Origin of the sequence: Thermoflexus sp., from assembly GCF_042408815.1 — a bacterium.
GTDB lineage: Bacteria > Chloroflexota > Anaerolineae > Thermoflexales > Thermoflexaceae > Thermoflexus.
The window spans coordinates 26,100-41,071 of the sequence record NZ_JBHOQR010000015.1; the positions used below are offsets into that span (position 1 = coordinate 26,100).

The following is a 14,972-nucleotide window of genomic DNA, read 5'->3' on the forward strand; positions in this document are numbered from 1 at the left end:
GAGCGCAAACGGGGAGCCTCAGGGATGGAGACCGTTCGGGTTGGCATCCTCACCATCAGCGATCGGGCCGCCCGGGGGATTTACCCGGATGAGAGCGGGGCGCTCCTCCGGGAGCGAATCACGGAACAGATGGGTTGGACCGTCGCCCAATACGTGGTGGTCCCGGATGATCGGGAGGCGATCCAGCAGATCCTGCGGTCGTGGAGTGATGAAGAGGGTCTGGATCTGATCCTGACGACGGGGGGCACCGGGCTAGGCCCTCGGGATCTCACGCCGGAGGCGACGCGGCCCCTTCTGGAGCGGGAGGCTCCCGGGATCGCCGAGGCGCTGCGCTTCTACAGCCTCCAGCAGACCCCTTTCGCCATGCTCTCCCGGGGCGTTGCGGGAGTTCGTGGGCGGACCTTGATCATCAATCTGCCGGGCAGCCCCCGCGCGGTGCGGGAGGCGATGGAGATCCTGGGGAAGGTGCTGCCCCATGCCATCGCCATACTGCGGGGGGAGACGGGCCCGGCGGCCGAACATTTCCCTCGTGCCTGAGCCCGGTGGGGATGCGTTTTCCGCTGAGGCGTTCGTGGGGGCCAGGACCATTCCCCTCATCCCTGACGAAAGCATCCGAACCACTCCCCGGAGGAACCACCATTTCGCCTCAACGGGCCAGCATCAGCACCATATCGTAATAATTGAGATTGGCCTCCCGCCGGCGTTTCACCACCTCCTCCAGGGGGATGGTCACGATCTCCCGCCCCTGCAGGGCGGTCATCACCCCGCGCTCTCCGGCCAGCAGGGCTTCCACGGCCTTCACCCCCATGCGGGTGGCCAGCAAGCGATCAAAGGCCGTCGGGCTTCCTCCCCGCTGGATATGACCCAGGATGGTGATGCGCACGTCGAAGCCGATCGGATGGCTCTCCAGGAACTTGGCGACCTCCGTCGTCCGGTAAGGCGCCCCTTCGGCGATCACGATCAGGGCATGGGTCTTCCCCCGCTCATAGGCGTCCATCACTGCGCGGGCGACCTCCTCCAGGCTGGTCTCCCGTTCCGGGATCAGCACCATCTCCGCCCCGCCGATCACCCCCGCAATCAGGGCCAGATATCCGCAATCCCGCCCCATCGTTTCCACGAGAAATGCCCGTCCGATCGAGGAGGCCGTATCCCGTAGCCGATCGATAGCATCAATGATGGTGTTGAGGGCGGTGTCGACCCCGATGCTCATATGGGTGCCCCAGATATCGTTATCGATGCTAGCTGGAACCCCTACCACGGCGAAGCCGCGCTGGTGAAGGGCCAGGGCCCCTCGCATCGAGCCATCGCCCCCGATCACCACCAGGCCTTCAATTCCGTACTGATTCAAGCGACGCAATGCCTTGCGCTGCCCTTCTTCCGTCATGAACTCCTTCGAGCGGGCGGTCTGCAGGATGGTCCCACCCCGCTGGATGATGCCCCCCACATCCCGTGGGCGGAGCTCTACGATCTCCCCTTCGATCAGGCCCTGGAAGCCACGCCGAATCCCCAGCACCTTCACGCCATGGTAGGCCGCGGTGCGCACCACCGCCCGGATGCAGGCGTTCATGCCCGGCGCATCCCCTCCGCTCGTCATCACCCCGAGGCAACGCATTCCGCCTACCTCCGTAGATGCAGCCAGCAAGGATTTTCTCAAAGATACGCATTATATCCATTTTATGGATTCCCGGGATGGATGGACAACAACCGAGGAGGCAGAGTTCCGGAAGGAATTACGCTGATGCAGAACGGCCTGTTGCCTGGGCGAACCGATCCGATTACAATAAGGTGATAAGGTTTGATTCTTCACCGCGGGCATCGGAGCCAGCGGATCCCGGGCAGGTGGACTTCTATCAGGGGGTAAGGCCCATGGCGAGCGTCGCGTTTGAGAACGTCACCAAGCAGTTCGGAAAAGTAGTGGCGGTGAAGGACCTCACCCTATATATCCCGGATGGGGAATTCCTGGTGCTGGTTGGCCCCTCAGGATGCGGCAAGACCACCACCCTGCGCCTCCTCGCGGGCCTGGAGGAGGTCACGCAGGGGCGGATCTACATCGGGGACCGGGATGTGACGGAGATCCCCCCCAAGGATCGCAACATCGCGATGGTCTTTCAATCCTACGCCCTCTACCCCCACATGAACGTCTATGACAACATCGCCTTCGGCCTGCGCATGCGCAAGGTTCCCAAAGCGGAAATCGAGCGCCGGGTGCGGGAGGCCGCGCGGATGCTGGAGATCGAGCATTTGCTGGACCGCAAGCCGCGGCAGCTATCAGGCGGCCAGCGCCAGCGGGTGGCCGTGGCCCGGGCCATCGTGCGCGATCCGGCCGTCTTCCTGTTCGATGAGCCGCTTTCCAACCTGGATGCCAAGCTGCGGGTCCAGACGCGGGCGGAGCTGATCAAGCTGCATCAGCGGCTGGGGACGACCTTCATCTACGTGACCCACGACCAGGTCGAAGCGATGACCATGGGCACCCGCATCGCCGTGATGAAGGATGGGGTGCTCCAGCAGATCGATACGCCCCAGAACCTCTATGAGCGGCCCGATAACCTCTTCGTGGCAGGATTCATCGGCTCACCACCGATGAATTTCTTCGAAGCCCACCTGGTGCCCGATGGGGATGCCCTCTGGGTGGACACCGGCTCCTTCCGCGTGCCGGTCCCCCCCGATCGAGTCGCTGGGTATCGCCCGTATGTGGGGCGACGGGTGATCTTCGGCCTGCGGCCCGAACACATCTATGATCCCGAATTCGCCCCGCCCATTAAACACCCCGCCGAAGTGCAGGCACGGGTCGATGTGCGGGAGCTGATGGGCAGCGAGATTCACCTTCACCTGGTGGCGGATCGTCAGACTTTTGTCGCGCGAGTGGATCCGCGGACCCGCGCTCTGGTGGGGAACACCATCCGGGTGTTCTTCGATATGGATCGCATGCACCTCTTCGACGCGGAAACGGAGCGAGCGATCCGCTGAGCCGATCCCGGTGTGGGGCGGGCGCTCCAGCCGGCGCCTGCCCCCTCCAAAATCAGCGATCCCGCACCGCGGCAAACCGATCGAAGGCCACCCGGGCATTGCCCCAGGCCATGGTCCCCATGCTCACCCCCGCTCGCCCTCCGCCCTCGTTCTCTCCACGCTGAATCCGGGCCACCTCCATGCCATTGACCCAGAAGATCATCTCCGTGCCTGCGCGACGGACCCGCAGGTGATTGGTGGTCCGCCCGGTCCGGATGGCGGCATGCATGGTCCAATCCACCAGGATCCGCCAGCTCCCCTGTTCGTAGAGAAAGACCCCGTAGTAGCCGTCCGCGCTGACGGCGAAGCGGTAGAAACGCCCTTCTCCAGCCTGGAGAATCAGCCCATAGTCCGTAGAGGACGGCCCCTCCAGCAGAGCGCCCTCGACCTCCACCTGTCCATCCCGGAACGAAAAAGGAGAGAGCACCCAGCCAACCGTGCGAGGGGGTTTCAGGCTGAGGACCAGATGGCCGTTCTCGGTGCGGACGGTGAAGCGGGCCTCTGCTGAAAGGGGCCACCCGGGCGCGCCGTTCTTGAAGTCCATCGTATAGCGCGCGCTCTCAGCGGGGCGACAGGCGGCGATCAGTGGGAGCAACAGGATCCATCGCCATCCCATACACGCCATGGCGGTCTCCGGCCTGCCTCCCCCTGGGAACGCCCCACCTCGCGGATTCTGAAAAGGGGTCTTCACCGCCCACGGTCTCCCCATGCCCTCGCTCTCGATGCCCGACGGGCTTCTTTCACAGGCTGCCAGCTTTCATTCTATCCAGCCCAAGCCCGGCTCGCCCCCTCCTCCCATCGCGCCCGTTATTTTATAATTCCCGTGGAGCCGGTATCCACTCCGCTCCGCTTTGGGCGGCTCGCTCTCATCCTTGTCGGCCCAGGGGGCGCGTAACGATGGTGGATCCTCGTGAAGCCACAGGGGCCCTCGCTCTTCCAGCCCCCCCCGCACGGTTCCAGCTGGGAGATCCCCGCTGGCTCCTGGAATGGCGATATCTTCCGTGGCCCACAGACTGGGCCGCCTATTTCGGCCGAAGCGGCCCGCTTCACGTGGAGCTCGGGTTCGGCGATGGCGCTTTCCTGATCGGGCTGGCCCGCCGGATGCCGGAGGCCAACTGTGTAGGGGTGGAGCGGGCTCTGGAGCCAACCCGATGGACGCTCAGGCGGCTCCGCCGAGAAGGAGTGGAGAACGTTCGCCTGGTGCTGGGGGATGCCTTCGCCGCCCTCGCCCTTCTTTTCCCCCCGGAATCCATCACCGGGGTTTATATCAATTTCCCGGATCCATGGCCGAAGGCCCGGCATCACCATCGACGGCTGTTGACGCCGGCTTTCCTGCAGCTGGCCGCTCACCGTCTGCAGCCGGGGGGGACCCTCCTGATCGCAACCGACGATGGGGATTACGCGATCTGGATTGCGGAGGCCCTGAAGGGAACGCCCGGGCTCGAGAGCATCTTCGAGACCCCATGGGTTCATGCGCTGCCGGATCGGGAGCCGACCCGCTATGAGCGAAAGGCGCTTGCCGCCGGCCGCACGTGTTTTTATTTTATCTGGCGGCGGAGCGGACCGGCCCCAGCGCCTCCGCTCCCCCGCATGCTGCGTCCGGAGGACGCCATGCCCCATCGGATCTGGAAAGGCACACCAGATCTCTCCCGCATCGTGGAGACGCTGCGCGGGCGGCTCTGGCGGGACGGGGAAACGATCTGGCGAGTGAAAGGGCTCTATCGCCCGGTGGAGGGAGACGGGCTGTTGATCGAACTGCTGATCGCGGAGGGCCCGTGGGTAGAGACGGTGGCCTTGCGCTTTCAGCCCCACGGGTCAGGAGCCTGGATCCTGCAGCCTGCGGAGATCGGGGGGCTGCGGCCCACGATGGCCCTGAAGATGGGCGTTCAGGCGGTCGCCCGCGCCATTGAAGAGGCCACGCCCGGGCTCCAGATCCTTTCCTCGACGATCGGAGAACAATCCCGGGGATAGGCTAGCGCTTTCCAAGAGAGGCACGCCGCCCCCAGCGTTCCCGGGAGCTTTAGGGGCCGGATGGGGCTCCTTCCGCGGCTGACCTAGCCGGGGGGAGACCCGGTGCGAAGCCGGAAGCTCGATCGTTCAGACTTCTGGACATGAGCCCATCTCCTTTCGCGGGGGATCCCGATGAACAAACCCGTCCACGAGCTCACCTTCGAAGAGGCGCTGTCCGAGCTGGAACAGATCGTGCGCGCCCTGGAGAGCGGGGGGCTTCCTCTCGAGGAAGCGATGGCTCTCTATGAGCGGGGACGAGCACTCGCGGATCGCTGCCAGCAATTGCTGCAGGAAGCACAGCTGCGGGTTCAGCTGCTTGAGCGCGATGAATCCGGTGCCATCCGCCTGACCCCGTTTGAGGGGTGAAGGAATGACCATCGGCGATCTCTTCCAAAACCCGATCCTGATGCCGGCCTTTCTGGCCTGGATGGTGGCCCAGGCCTCCAAGGTTCCGGTGGAATGGGCCCGACGGCGGCGGCTGGATCTGGGGCTGTGGGTCAGCGCTGGGGGCATGCCCAGCTCCCACGCCGCCCTGGTCTCGGCGATGGCGACGGCAGTGGGATTGCGGGAGGGCCTGACCTCAACGGCTTTCGCGATAAGCGCCATCGTCGCCTTGATCGTGATGTATGACGCCGCGGGGGTCCGTCGCGCGGCCAGCATCCAGGCCCGCCTCCTTAACCAGATCTTGGAGGAAGTGTTCGCGGGCCGCCCCATCAGTGAACAGCGCCTGAAGGAGCTCATCGGCCATACGCCGATGGAGGTGTTCGTGGGCGCGTTGCTGGGGGTTGGGATCGCATGGCTCTGGTGGCAACTTGCGCCATAACAGGGGGAGAACATGAAGATCTACACCCGGACCGGCGATGATGGCACCACGCAGCTGATGGGCCCGACGCGGGTCCCCAAGGATCATCCCCGGGTGGCCGCCTACGGCACGGTGGATGAATTGAATGCCTGGCTGGGTTACCTGAGCGCAATGGAGCTGCCAACCCCCTGGGCGGAGCGGCTGCGGGAGATCCAGCGGGACCTCTTCGTCATCGGGAGTTATCTAGCCCTGGATCCGACGGTCGCGAATCGAGCGCCTGCCCTCCCGCCTCCCCCGGAAGGGCGGATCTCGGAGATCGAAGCGTGGATCGATGAGTGCGAGGCCGTGACGGGGCCGACCCGGGTCTTCATCCTCCCCGGGGGGCACCCCTTGAGCGCCGGACTACATGTCGCCCGCACGGTCTGCCGGCGGGCTGAGCGGGCGGTGGTGACGCTTCACCGGCAGGAGCCGGTGCCCCTCTGGATCCTGGCGTATCTCAACCGCCTGTCGGATCTCCTGTTCATGCTGGCTCGATGGGCCAACGCCATCCACGGCGTTGAGGATCTCCCATGGAACCCGTGATGCGGGAAGGGCTCCCTTCCACAGCCCAGACGCTGTTGGAACAGATCCGCTCCCGACGTTCCGTCCGGCGCTATCGCCCGGATCCCATCCCGCGGGCCTGGGCGATGGTCTTGCTGGAGGCCGCCCGCTGGGCGCCTTCCGCTCATAACCGTCAGCCATGGCGGTTTGTGCTGGTGGAAGACGCCCATATGAAAGCCCGGCTAGCCCAGGCAATGGGCGAGCGCCTCACAGCAGATCTTCGTCAGGATGGGGTTCCCGAGGAGCGAATCATGGAGGATGTCGCTCGCTCTTATGAGCGGATCGTCTCTGCCCCGCTGGCGATCGTGGTCTGCCTCTCGATGCAGGAGATGGACCGCTACCCCGATGCGCGGCGCCAAACAGCGGAGCGAACCATGGCGGTGCAGAGCGTGGCCATGGCTGGGCAGAACATCCTGCTCATGGCCCACGCCCTGGGCCTGGGGGCCTGCTGGATCTGCGCCCCGCTGTTCTGTCCGGAGATTGTGCAGGAGACGCTGGGGCTCCCCACGGATTGGGAGCCTCAAGGGATGATCCTGATCGGCTTCCCAGCGGGGCCGCCACGAGAGAAATCCCGCCGGCCAATCGAAGCGTTCACCCGATGGATCGAGGCTCTCAGGTAACACGTCCAGGGATTTTTCATTCAGACAGGAGGGAGCAGAAAACATTTTGCAGGTGGGCGCGCTTCGGTCCCCACCCGCAAAAATACAAAAGCATAGAGGGGATGGGCGCTTCTTGATTCGCTCCCAGAGCCTGTTCCGGTAACGATGGTGGTTACATCAGGCAGTCCCCTCCGGCAACCGGTAGTCCTTGAACTGCTCCCTCAGTACCTTCTTATCGAACTTCCCCACGCTGGTCTTGGGGATCGCCTCCACGAACACGATATCATCCGGCAGCCACCACTTGGCGAACCGCGGCCGCAGGAACTCCATGAGCTCTTCTTTGGTGAGGTCCTCCTTGAACTCCGGGCGGGGGACCACGACGGCCAGGGGGCGCTCCTGCCATTTGGGATGGGGCACGGCGATAACGGTCGCCTCCAGGACTTTGGGATGGGCCATCAAGGCGTTTTCCAGATCCACCGAGGAAATCCACTCTCCGCCGCTCTTGATCAGATCTTTCGTCCGATCCACGATCTGAATGTAGCCCTCCGGATCGATCGTCACCACGTCCCCGGTGCGGAACCATCCCTCCTGGAAGGCCTCCGCGGTGCGCGGATCGTTGTAGTAAGCCCGGATCACCCACGGGCCCCGGACCTGGAGCTCGCCCATGGTCCGGCCATCCCAAGGCACTTCCCGGCCCTGCTCGTCCACCGCCCGGATTTCCACCCCGACCACCGGCAGCCCCTGCTTGGCGCGGACGGCGAAGCGCTCCTCGTCGGGCCAGCTTTCCATGTAGCTCTTGAGATTGGCCACGGTGCCCAGTGGGGTCATCTCCGTCATGCCCCAGGCGTGAGCGATGCGGATGCCGAAGCGTTTCTCGAAGGCCTCGATCAAAGCCCGCGGCATCGCCGATCCGCCCACCGGCATCACCCGGAGGCTGGAGAGATCATAACGCTCCCGTTCCAGCAGGTTGTATAACCCGATCCAGATGGTGGGCACGCCCGCGGTTACCGTCACCTGTTCGTTCTGGATCAGCTCTGCGATGTCCCGGGGCTGCAGATGGGGCCCCGGGAAGACCAGCTTGGCGCCCACCATCACCCCGGCAAAGGGCATCCCCCAGGCGTTGGCGTGGAACATGGGCACCACGGGCATCAGGACATCCCGCTCGCAGATCCCCAAGGTGTCGGCCAGGCAGAGGGCCATGGAGTGCAGGAAGATGGCCCGGTGGCTGTAGACCACGCCCTTGGGGTTCCCCGTCGTCCCCGAGGTATAGCACATGCCGGCAGCCGCGTTCTCGTCCAGGCGCGGCCAGGGATAAGGCGCCTCCGGGGATTCAGCGATCAGCCCCTCATAGTCCAGGGCGGGGCTCAGGGTTGTCTGGATCGGGCCGGTGTCGCTCATGATCACAAAGGCCTTCACCGTAGGGATCCGATCGCGGATGCGTTCCAGGAGCGGGGCGAGAGAGGCATCGACGAAGATCACGCGGTCTTCAGCGTGGTTGATGATGTAAATCAGCTGATCAGGGGCGAGGCGGATATTGAGGGTGTGAAGGACGGCACCCATACAGGGGGCAGCGAAGTAGATCTCCAGGTGGCGGTAGGTGTTCCAGGCGAAGGTGGCCACCCGATCGCCCCGCCCGATCCCCAGCCGGTTCAGAGCGTGGGCCAGGCGATGGACTCGCCGGTAGAAGTCGGCGTAGGTGTAGCGGTGCATGCCGACGGCGGTGCGGGTGGCGATCTCCTTGCGGGGGAAGAGGCGGGCGGCGCGATCCAGGAAATGATGCAGGGTGAGGGGCCAGTCCATCATCAGACCTTCCATGGCTTCCTCCTCTTGAAGAGGATGCACCAACCAGCTCGCCGACGTTGCCCGAGCTCCCGGAGGGGCGATGGGATCTTCCATTGTGGGACGCGACCGCCAGAGGGGGCTAGCGCCCCTGGTCGGGATGGCTTTCTATAAACTAACAGGGCAACAGGGGTGAGCATGGGAGATCTGGAATCTAAAGAGAGCCTCGCGCTTCGAGAACTGCCCCTGGCGATTCCATGCCAGGAGAGGAGCGGGGATGGGAGGGCTCTCCCATCCCCGCTGGTGGGATCTCAGGAGAGGGACTCCGCCATCTTCGCAGCGAGATCGGCCACCCGCACAGAATAGCCCCACTCATTGTCATACCAGGCCACCACCTTCACGAAATTGCCGTCGATGACCATGGTGGAGAGCCCATCCACGATCGCCGAGTGCGGATCGCCCTTGAAGTCAATCGAAACCAGGGGCTCCTCGGTGTAATCCAGGATCCCGCGAAGGGCGCCCTCGGCAGCCGCGCGGAAGGCCGCGTTCACCTCCTCCCGGGTCACCGGCCGGCTCACCTCCGCCGTGAGATCGATCACGGAGACCGTGGAGATCGGGACGCGCAGGGCGTAGCCATCGAGCTTCCCCTTCAGCTCGGGGATCACCAGGCCGATGGCCCGGGCCGCGCCGGTGGTGGTGGGGATGATGTTGAGGGCCGCCGCCCGCGCCCGCCGCAAATCCTTGTGGGGCAGATCCAGAATGCGCTGGTCGTTGGTGTAAGCGTGGATGGTGACCATCAATCCCCGCTTTACCCCGAAGGCATCGTGGAGGACCTTCACCACCGGCGCCAGGCAGTTGGTGGTGCAGGAGGCATTGGAGACAATATGATGCTGGGCAGGATCATAGCGATGATCGTTCACCCCCAGCACCACCGTGAGGTCTACGCTGTCCGAAGGGGAAGCGGGGGCGGTGATGATCACCTTCTGGGCGCCGCCGGAGGTGCGGTGCACGGCGGCCTTGCGGCCGTCGGTGAATAGGCCCGTGGACTCGATGACGATTTGCACGCCCAGGTCCTTCCAAGGGAGGCTGGCGGGATCCTTTTCAGCGAAGACGCGGATCTCATCCTCACCGACGATGAGGCAGGAATCCCGGGCGGCGACGGGCTCCGGATAGCGCCCGTAGTTGGAGTCATACTTCAGCAGGTGCGCCAGGGTGGGGGCATCGGTGATATCGTTTACGGCGACTACCTCGAGACGGTCGCGATATTTCTCGCGGATGGCGCGGAAGACTTGGCGCCCGATCCGACCGAATCCGTTGATCCCCACTTTGACTGCCATCGGACTTCCCTCCGAAGCGATTTGGGGGTGCGCTTTTTGGGAAGTATACCCCGAATCCCGCCCGAACGGGGCTGAGGGAGGCATGGGTTTCAGAGGAAGTGGGCGTGGCGAGGGACAGGAAAGGAAACCTCAGAGGCCGCGCCAGAGGGCCTGTAAGCCGGGTTCTGTCCCCCGCGGGGATCCGCGGGGTGGCGGTCATCTCTCTGGGACGGCGGTTGCCCGCCGCCTCAAGCGGCCTACCCGCGGGCATTGGGCGCGGGGCAGCCCCGGCGCCTTCAAGGGCGCCGCGCCCGCTGCTTGGCCTTGCTCCGGGTGGGGGTTGCCATGCGCCGGAGCGTTGCCGCCCGGCCGGTGGGCTCTTACCCCACCTTTTCACCCTTGCCTCCATGGCCCCGGGGAAAACCCCGGGCGGATCGGCGGTCTGTTTTCTGTGGCCCTGTCCACGGGTTGCCCCGTCCGGGTGTTACCCGGCACCCTGCCCCGCTGGAGCCCGGACTTTCCTCAGGCCGGGTTTCCCCGACCCGCGACCGCCCGGCCTTCTGGCGCAGCCCATCTCTATTTTACCAGAGTTCCCGGCGGTCGCCCTATGGCCCGCCGGCGGCCCGTGAAGGGCCTCCAGAATCCTCCCCAAGGCCTCGATCTCCGGCCAGCGCCAGGATGGGATGGAGATCGCGAATTGTTCCCGTCTGCGCGGCGAATCGGATGGCCCCTGCCACCGGACGGACGAAGGTTTGCAGAACATCGTTGGCGGCGTCCACCGCCGGGATCTGATCAGCCAGGAACTCGACGAGGGCCAGGGCCGCCAGCAGGCCGAGGATCGCCGGATGGGTCAATGCATCGTAAGGGGGCGCGAGCCGGATCCCGTCGGTGAAACGGGCCAACAGTGCCACGACCAGCAACGGGATATGGGCGTTGAGGCCGGCGGCCGTCGCCAGCCCGAAGGCCGACAGGAGGGCATAAGCGGCTTCCATAAATGGTCCCCCGCTCAGCGGCGCAGACGGAGCATCCGTAGAACGCCCCCGGAGCGCCGGAGCTGATCGATCCCCTTCTTGATGCCCACGGTGGGCAATAGGGCAACCGGGTAAAGGGCATAGCGGAGATCGCGCCCCAGGAGCAGCGGCAGCAGCGGCAGCCAGATCATCCCCACGAAAAGGCTTTCATCCCAACGATGGGTCAGACGGTAGGCCAGCAGGAACACCGTGATGGCCAACAGGGTCTCCCAGGGCATCAGGGCGAGCAGCACCCCGAGGGTGGTAGCCATCCCCTGGCCGCCGTGGAAACGGAGAAAAGGGGAAGTGTCATGGCCCAGCACAGCCGCCATACCGGCCAGGAACGCATAGGGCTCCGCCAAACCCAACGCCTGGGCCCAGCGCACCGCGGCGTAACCCTTGAGCATATCCAGGATCGCCACGATCACCCCCCAGCGCCAGCCCAGGTGCAGCCATACGTTACGCGCCCCGGGATTCCCATCCCCCACCGTCCGAATATCCAGCCCGGCCACCTGCCGAGCCACCAGATAGGCGGTCGGAATCGATCCCAGCCAATAAGCGATGAATAAGACCGTCAGCATGGTGCCCTCCTGAGGAGAGCGAACGGGATGGATCGGGGCCCTTCCAGGCTGATGAAGGCTCGCTCAGATCCCACCCCCGGAAATCACCGCGATCAGCTTGATCTCATCGCCATCCTGCAGGACGGTGTTTTCATGGAGCAGCTTCCCCTCCCGCACGGCCAGCGTGATCTCCGGGTTCAGGCCCACCTGTTTCATGGCCTCCCGGACCGTCAAGCCGGCCGGCACCTCAAAGACCTGGTTGCGATAGATCAGGCGAACCATTCGACCTCCTTATAGGCCTCCGCCGGCCAAAAGGCCTTCCGCGTCAGCGCCTCGAAAGGCCGATTTCCCATCGGCGCAAGAGGACAACCCCTTCGGTCTCCTAAAGGCGCTTCGTTCAATCCCAATGTTCATTATAGCCCGGAGACCCTCCATATTCCTCTGGATCTGGAACGCCATCATAGGCACACAGCGGGATCACCCGTGGGATCATCGCCCGATGGCGACCTGAGTTATGATAGGGGAGATGACCGGTTCAGGAATCCCGGTGGAGAGGTGGACGATGGAGCCACGTTTGCCCCGCGGGATGCGGGATATCCTTCCCGAGCAGATGATGTTACGCCGGTATGTGATCCGCACCTTTGAGGAGATTTTCGAAGCCTATGGCTTCGAGCCGCTCCAGACGCCGGCGCTGGAGCTGCGGGAAACCCTGATGGGCAAATACGGGCCGGACGCTGAGAAGCTGATCTATGATGCCCGCCACCGGGAGGGAAAGGAGGAGCTCAGTCTGCGCTATGATCTCTCCGTCCCCCTCGCCCGGGTGGTGGCCATGTATCCGAGCCTCCCCCGCCCCTTCAAGCGGTATCAGATCGCCCCGGTCTGGCGGGCGGAACGGCCGCAGAAAGGACGTTACCGTGAGTTCTACCAGTGCGACGCTGACATCGTGGGCACATCCTCCATGGCCGCCGACGCGGAGATTATCGCTCTGATCGACGAGGCCCTCACCCGCCTGGGCTTCCGGAACTTTGTCATCCTGCTCAACCACCGCAAGCTGCTGGCCGGCCTCGGCCGCTACTCGGGGGTCCCGGAACCGTTGCTGGGAAGCCTATATCGAGCCATCGATAAATTCGACCGCCTCGGCCTGGAAGGCGTCCGGGAGGAGATGCGCCGCTACGGGATCCCAGAGGAGGTTATCGATCGGATGCTGGAGCTGTTGCGCATTGAAGGGGAGAATACCGAGCTACTGGAGGAGCTGGCCCATCGGATGCAGGCAGCGGAGATCCCGGAGGGTCTGGAGGGAATCCGGGAGCTCCAGACATTGTTGCAGTTCCTGGATGAGATGGGCGTGGCCCCGGAGCGCTATCGGATCTCCTTCACCATGGTGCGGGGCCTGGAATATTACACCGGCCCCATCTTCGAGACCGTGGTCACCGAGCCGAAGATCGGCTCCATCACCGGCGGCGGCCGTTACGATGGCCTGGTCGGCCTGTTCGCCAAACAGAGCGTCCCGATGACCGGGACCAGCTTCGGGATCGAACGGATTATCGATGTGCTCCAGGAGCTGGGGATGGCCCCGCCGGGTTTGCCCCGCACGCCGATCCAGGTGCTGGTGACCGTGTTCGATGAGCCCCGCATGGGCGCTTCCATCGCCCTCGCCCGGAGCTTCCGACAGGCAGGGCTTCGCACGATGTTCTATTTCGAACCCCGCCGTCTGGAGGCCCAGCTACGCTATGCCCACCAGAAAGGCATCCCTTTCGTCGCCATCCTCGGGCCGGACGAGGAAGCTCAGGGCGTGGTCACCGTTCGGGACATGCGGAACGGGGAGCAGCGAAGCCTGCCCCCCAAGGAGGCGGCACAATGGATCCGAGAGGCCCTGGAAGGAGGTGGCTATGGCGGATGATCGGATCGGGGTGATCGGGTTGGGATATGTGGGGCTGCCGCTGGCGGTGGCCTTCGCCGAGGTGGGCTGCGAGGTGGTGGGGGTGGATGTGGACGGGGAGAAGGTGACCCTCCTGATGGCCGGGCACAGCCCGATTCGGGATGTCCCTTCGGAGGCGCTCTACGCGGTTCGGAGGGCTGGACGGTTCCAGGCGACTACAGATTACGGCGCGCTCCGATCCGTGGAGGCGATGTTCATCTGCGTGCCCACGCCTTATGACGCGATGCGGGCGCCGGATCTTTCTTACGTAAGGGCAGCGGCGGAAGGGATCGTGCCCTATCTGCAGCGGGGGCAGCTGGTGATCCTGCAGAGCACAACGTATCCAGGGACCACGGAGGAGGTGGTGCGGCCTATCCTGGAGCGGAGCGGGCTGCGGGCAGGGGAGGATTTCGACCTGGCCTTCTCTCCGGAGCGCATCGATCCGGGGAACCGGGAGTGGACCGTGCGGAGCACGCCGAAGGTAGTGGGGGGCGTAACGCACCGGAGCACGGCGCGGGCGGCAGCGCTGCTCCGGCGGCTGGGGGCGCCGGTTCACCCGGTGTCATCACCGCGGGTGGCCGAGATGAGCAAGCTGCTGGAAAACATCTTCCGGAGCGTGAACATCGCCCTGGTTAACGAGCTGGCGCTGCTGTGCGAGCGGATGGGGATCGACATCTGGGAGGTGATCGAGGCAGCGAAGACGAAGCCCTTCGGCTTTATGGCCTTCTATCCCGGGCCAGGAGTGGGAGGGCACTGCATCCCCGTGGATCCCTATTATCTGTCGTGGAAGGCGCGGGAGTATGACTTTTACACGAAGTTCATCGAGCTGGCAGCGGAAGTGAACCAGGCGATGCCCTTCCACGTGGTGCGTAAGGTGGAGGAGGCACTGGACCGGTACGGGGGGCGAGGATTGCGGGGAGCGCGGGTGCTGGTGCTGGGGGTGGCTTTCAAGCGGGAGGTGGATGATGCGCGCAATAGCCCGGCAGAGCGCATCGTGGAGCTGTTGCTGGCGCGGGGGGCGGAAGTCGCTTATCACGATCCATATGTGCCCCGGTTCCGAGTGGGAGGAAATGTGTTCTGGCGGGAGGAGAGGGAGATGATATCTGTGCCCCTCGAGGAAGGGCAACTGCAATGGGCCGATGTAGTGGTCATCGTGACCGGCCATCGGACCGTGGATTACGAGCGGGTGCTGCGGACGGCGCGGCTGGTGGTGGATACCTGTAATGCCACGGCGGGGATCCCCCACGGCTCCGCCCAGATCGTCCGCCTGGGTGCCCCAATGCCCGAATGAAAGGCTGGCCGGCATTCCCCGCTTCGCTGTCATCCTCTCCAGCTCCCAATGACCGATCGGTTGTTACCGGAGGAATAAGAT

General features: G+C 64.6%; 16 protein-coding genes and 1 other RNA gene. 9 read left to right on the top strand and 8 right to left on the bottom strand.

Annotated elements, in window-relative coordinates; translation table 11 throughout:
- Nucleotides 1-24: 24 nt before the first annotated feature.
- Nucleotides 25-537 (top strand): molybdenum cofactor biosynthesis protein B, encoded by a 513-nt coding sequence (locus tag ACFMO3_RS05495; RefSeq protein WP_376789432.1) that lies wholly within the window; start codon nt 25-27, stop codon nt 535-537.
- Nucleotides 538-646: 109 nt separating this feature from the next.
- On the opposite strand, the gene pfkA is transcribed toward ACFMO3_RS05495, so the two are convergent.
- Nucleotides 647-1,612 (bottom strand): 6-phosphofructokinase, encoded by a 966-nt coding sequence (gene pfkA, locus ACFMO3_RS05500; protein WP_376789433.1) that lies wholly within the window; start codon nt 1,610-1,612, stop codon nt 647-649.
- 254 nt (nt 1,613-1,866) lie between these two features.
- Between pfkA and ACFMO3_RS05505 the strand changes: the two genes are divergently transcribed.
- Nucleotides 1,867-2,967: an ABC transporter ATP-binding protein gene (locus tag ACFMO3_RS05505; protein WP_376789434.1), complete on the top strand. Its 1,101-nt coding sequence runs from the start codon at nt 1,867-1,869 to the stop codon at nt 2,965-2,967.
- A gap of 52 nt (nt 2,968-3,019) precedes the next feature.
- Here ACFMO3_RS05505 and ACFMO3_RS05510 read toward each other — a convergent pair whose 3' ends face one another.
- Nucleotides 3,020-3,631: a hypothetical protein gene (locus ACFMO3_RS05510; protein ID WP_376789435.1), complete on the bottom strand. Its 612-nt coding sequence runs from the start codon at nt 3,629-3,631 to the stop codon at nt 3,020-3,022.
- Between the two features lie 272 nt (nt 3,632-3,903).
- On the opposite strand from ACFMO3_RS05510, the gene trmB reads away from it, so the two are divergent.
- From trmB to ACFMO3_RS05535, 5 genes are all read left to right on the top strand, one after another.
- Entirely contained in the window at nt 3,904-4,977 is a 1,074-nt protein-coding gene (gene trmB, locus ACFMO3_RS05515) for a tRNA (guanosine(46)-N7)-methyltransferase TrmB (RefSeq protein ID WP_376789436.1), read from the top strand.
- Nucleotides 4,978-5,148: 171 nt separating this feature from the next.
- The gene (gene xseB, locus ACFMO3_RS05520; RefSeq protein WP_376789437.1) at nt 5,149-5,382 is read left to right on the top strand and encodes an exodeoxyribonuclease VII small subunit; all 234 of its coding nucleotides are present in this window, start codon (nt 5,149-5,151) and stop codon (nt 5,380-5,382) included.
- 4 nt (nt 5,383-5,386) lie between these two features.
- Nucleotides 5,387-5,839 carry a divergent PAP2 family protein gene (locus ACFMO3_RS05525; RefSeq protein WP_376789438.1) on the top strand — a complete coding sequence of 151 codons (453 nt, stop codon included), beginning with the start codon at nt 5,387-5,389 and terminating at the stop codon, nt 5,837-5,839.
- 12 nt (nt 5,840-5,851) lie between these two features.
- Nucleotides 5,852-6,400, top strand: coding sequence for a cob(I)yrinic acid a,c-diamide adenosyltransferase (locus tag ACFMO3_RS05530; protein WP_376789439.1), 549 nt, complete (start codon nt 5,852-5,854; stop codon nt 6,398-6,400).
- On the top strand, nt 6,388-7,038 hold the full coding sequence (locus ACFMO3_RS05535) for a nitroreductase family protein (RefSeq protein ID WP_376789440.1): 651 nt from the start codon (nt 6,388-6,390) through the stop codon (nt 7,036-7,038). Before ACFMO3_RS05530 ends, ACFMO3_RS05535 begins: the two co-directional genes overlap by 13 nt.
- A gap of 156 nt (nt 7,039-7,194) precedes the next feature.
- Here ACFMO3_RS05535 and ACFMO3_RS05540 read toward each other — a convergent pair whose 3' ends face one another.
- The 6 genes from ACFMO3_RS05540 to ACFMO3_RS05565 all read right to left on the bottom strand — a co-directional run bounded on the left by ACFMO3_RS05540 (nt 7,195) and on the right by ACFMO3_RS05565 (nt 11,964).
- Nucleotides 7,195-8,832 carry a long-chain fatty acid--CoA ligase gene (locus tag ACFMO3_RS05540; protein ID WP_376789441.1) on the bottom strand — a complete coding sequence of 546 codons (1,638 nt, stop codon included), beginning with the start codon at nt 8,830-8,832 and terminating at the stop codon, nt 7,195-7,197.
- Nucleotides 8,833-9,107: 275 nt separating this feature from the next.
- A complete protein-coding gene (gap, locus tag ACFMO3_RS05545) occupies nt 9,108-10,133 on the bottom strand; it encodes a type I glyceraldehyde-3-phosphate dehydrogenase (protein WP_376789442.1) in 1,026 nt (341 codons plus the stop codon).
- A gap of 137 nt (nt 10,134-10,270) precedes the next feature.
- Nucleotides 10,271-10,676: RNase P RNA component class A (rnpB, locus tag ACFMO3_RS05550), an RNA gene on the bottom strand.
- A 41-nt stretch (nt 10,677-10,717) separates the two neighbouring features.
- Nucleotides 10,718-11,104, bottom strand: coding sequence for a DUF4126 domain-containing protein (locus ACFMO3_RS05555; RefSeq protein WP_376789443.1), 387 nt, complete (start codon nt 11,102-11,104; stop codon nt 10,718-10,720).
- A 14-nt stretch (nt 11,105-11,118) separates the two neighbouring features.
- A complete protein-coding gene (locus tag ACFMO3_RS05560; protein WP_376789444.1) occupies nt 11,119-11,703 on the bottom strand; it encodes a glycerol-3-phosphate acyltransferase in 585 nt (194 codons plus the stop codon).
- Between the two features lie 63 nt (nt 11,704-11,766).
- Nucleotides 11,767-11,964 carry a MoaD/ThiS family protein gene (locus tag ACFMO3_RS05565; protein WP_376789445.1) on the bottom strand — a complete coding sequence of 66 codons (198 nt, stop codon included), beginning with the start codon at nt 11,962-11,964 and terminating at the stop codon, nt 11,767-11,769.
- 280 nt (nt 11,965-12,244) lie between these two features.
- Here ACFMO3_RS05565 and hisS point away from each other — a divergent pair, with 280 nt between their 5' ends.
- Nucleotides 12,245-13,582 carry a histidine--tRNA ligase gene (hisS, locus tag ACFMO3_RS05570; protein ID WP_376789446.1) on the top strand — a complete coding sequence of 446 codons (1,338 nt, stop codon included), beginning with the start codon at nt 12,245-12,247 and terminating at the stop codon, nt 13,580-13,582.
- The gene (locus ACFMO3_RS05575; protein ID WP_376789447.1) at nt 13,572-14,891 is read left to right on the top strand and encodes a nucleotide sugar dehydrogenase; all 1,320 of its coding nucleotides are present in this window, start codon (nt 13,572-13,574) and stop codon (nt 14,889-14,891) included. Before hisS ends, ACFMO3_RS05575 begins: the two co-directional genes overlap by 11 nt.
- The last annotated feature ends 81 nt before the right edge of the window (nt 14,892-14,972 follow it).

Bases quoted from the DNA above. Each gene is read 5' to 3' on its own strand.
- ACFMO3_RS05525 (WP_376789438.1), top strand. From the start codon at position 5,387: ATGACCATCGGCGATCTCTTCCAAAACCCGATCCTGATGCCGGCCTTT.
- hisS (WP_376789446.1), top strand. From the start codon at position 12,245: ATGGAGCCACGTTTGCCCCGCGGGATGCGGGATATCCTTCCCGAGCAG.
- ACFMO3_RS05510 (WP_376789435.1), bottom strand. From the start codon at position 3,631: ATGGCGTGTATGGGATGGCGATGGATCCTGTTGCTCCCACTGATCGCC.
- gap (WP_376789442.1), bottom strand. From the start codon at position 10,133: ATGGCAGTCAAAGTGGGGATCAACGGATTCGGTCGGATCGGGCGCCAA.
- ACFMO3_RS05555 (WP_376789443.1), bottom strand. From the start codon at position 11,104: ATGGAAGCCGCTTATGCCCTCCTGTCGGCCTTCGGGCTGGCGACGGCC.
- xseB (WP_376789437.1), top strand. From the start codon at position 5,149: ATGAACAAACCCGTCCACGAGCTCACCTTCGAAGAGGCGCTGTCCGAG.
- ACFMO3_RS05505 (WP_376789434.1), top strand. From the start codon at position 1,867: ATGGCGAGCGTCGCGTTTGAGAACGTCACCAAGCAGTTCGGAAAAGTA.
- ACFMO3_RS05565 (WP_376789445.1), bottom strand. From the start codon at position 11,964: ATGGTTCGCCTGATCTATCGCAACCAGGTCTTTGAGGTGCCGGCCGGC.
- pfkA (WP_376789433.1), bottom strand. From the start codon at position 1,612: ATGCGTTGCCTCGGGGTGATGACGAGCGGAGGGGATGCGCCGGGCATG.
- ACFMO3_RS05530 (WP_376789439.1), top strand. From the start codon at position 5,852: ATGAAGATCTACACCCGGACCGGCGATGATGGCACCACGCAGCTGATG.
- ACFMO3_RS05540 (WP_376789441.1), bottom strand. From the start codon at position 8,832: ATGGAAGGTCTGATGATGGACTGGCCCCTCACCCTGCATCATTTCCTG.
- ACFMO3_RS05560 (WP_376789444.1), bottom strand. From the start codon at position 11,703: ATGCTGACGGTCTTATTCATCGCTTATTGGCTGGGATCGATTCCGACC.
- trmB (WP_376789436.1), top strand. From the start codon at position 3,904: ATGGTGGATCCTCGTGAAGCCACAGGGGCCCTCGCTCTTCCAGCCCCC.
- ACFMO3_RS05575 (WP_376789447.1), top strand. From the start codon at position 13,572: ATGGCGGATGATCGGATCGGGGTGATCGGGTTGGGATATGTGGGGCTG.
- ACFMO3_RS05535 (WP_376789440.1), top strand. From the start codon at position 6,388: ATGGAACCCGTGATGCGGGAAGGGCTCCCTTCCACAGCCCAGACGCTG.
- ACFMO3_RS05495 (WP_376789432.1), top strand. From the start codon at position 25: ATGGAGACCGTTCGGGTTGGCATCCTCACCATCAGCGATCGGGCCGCC.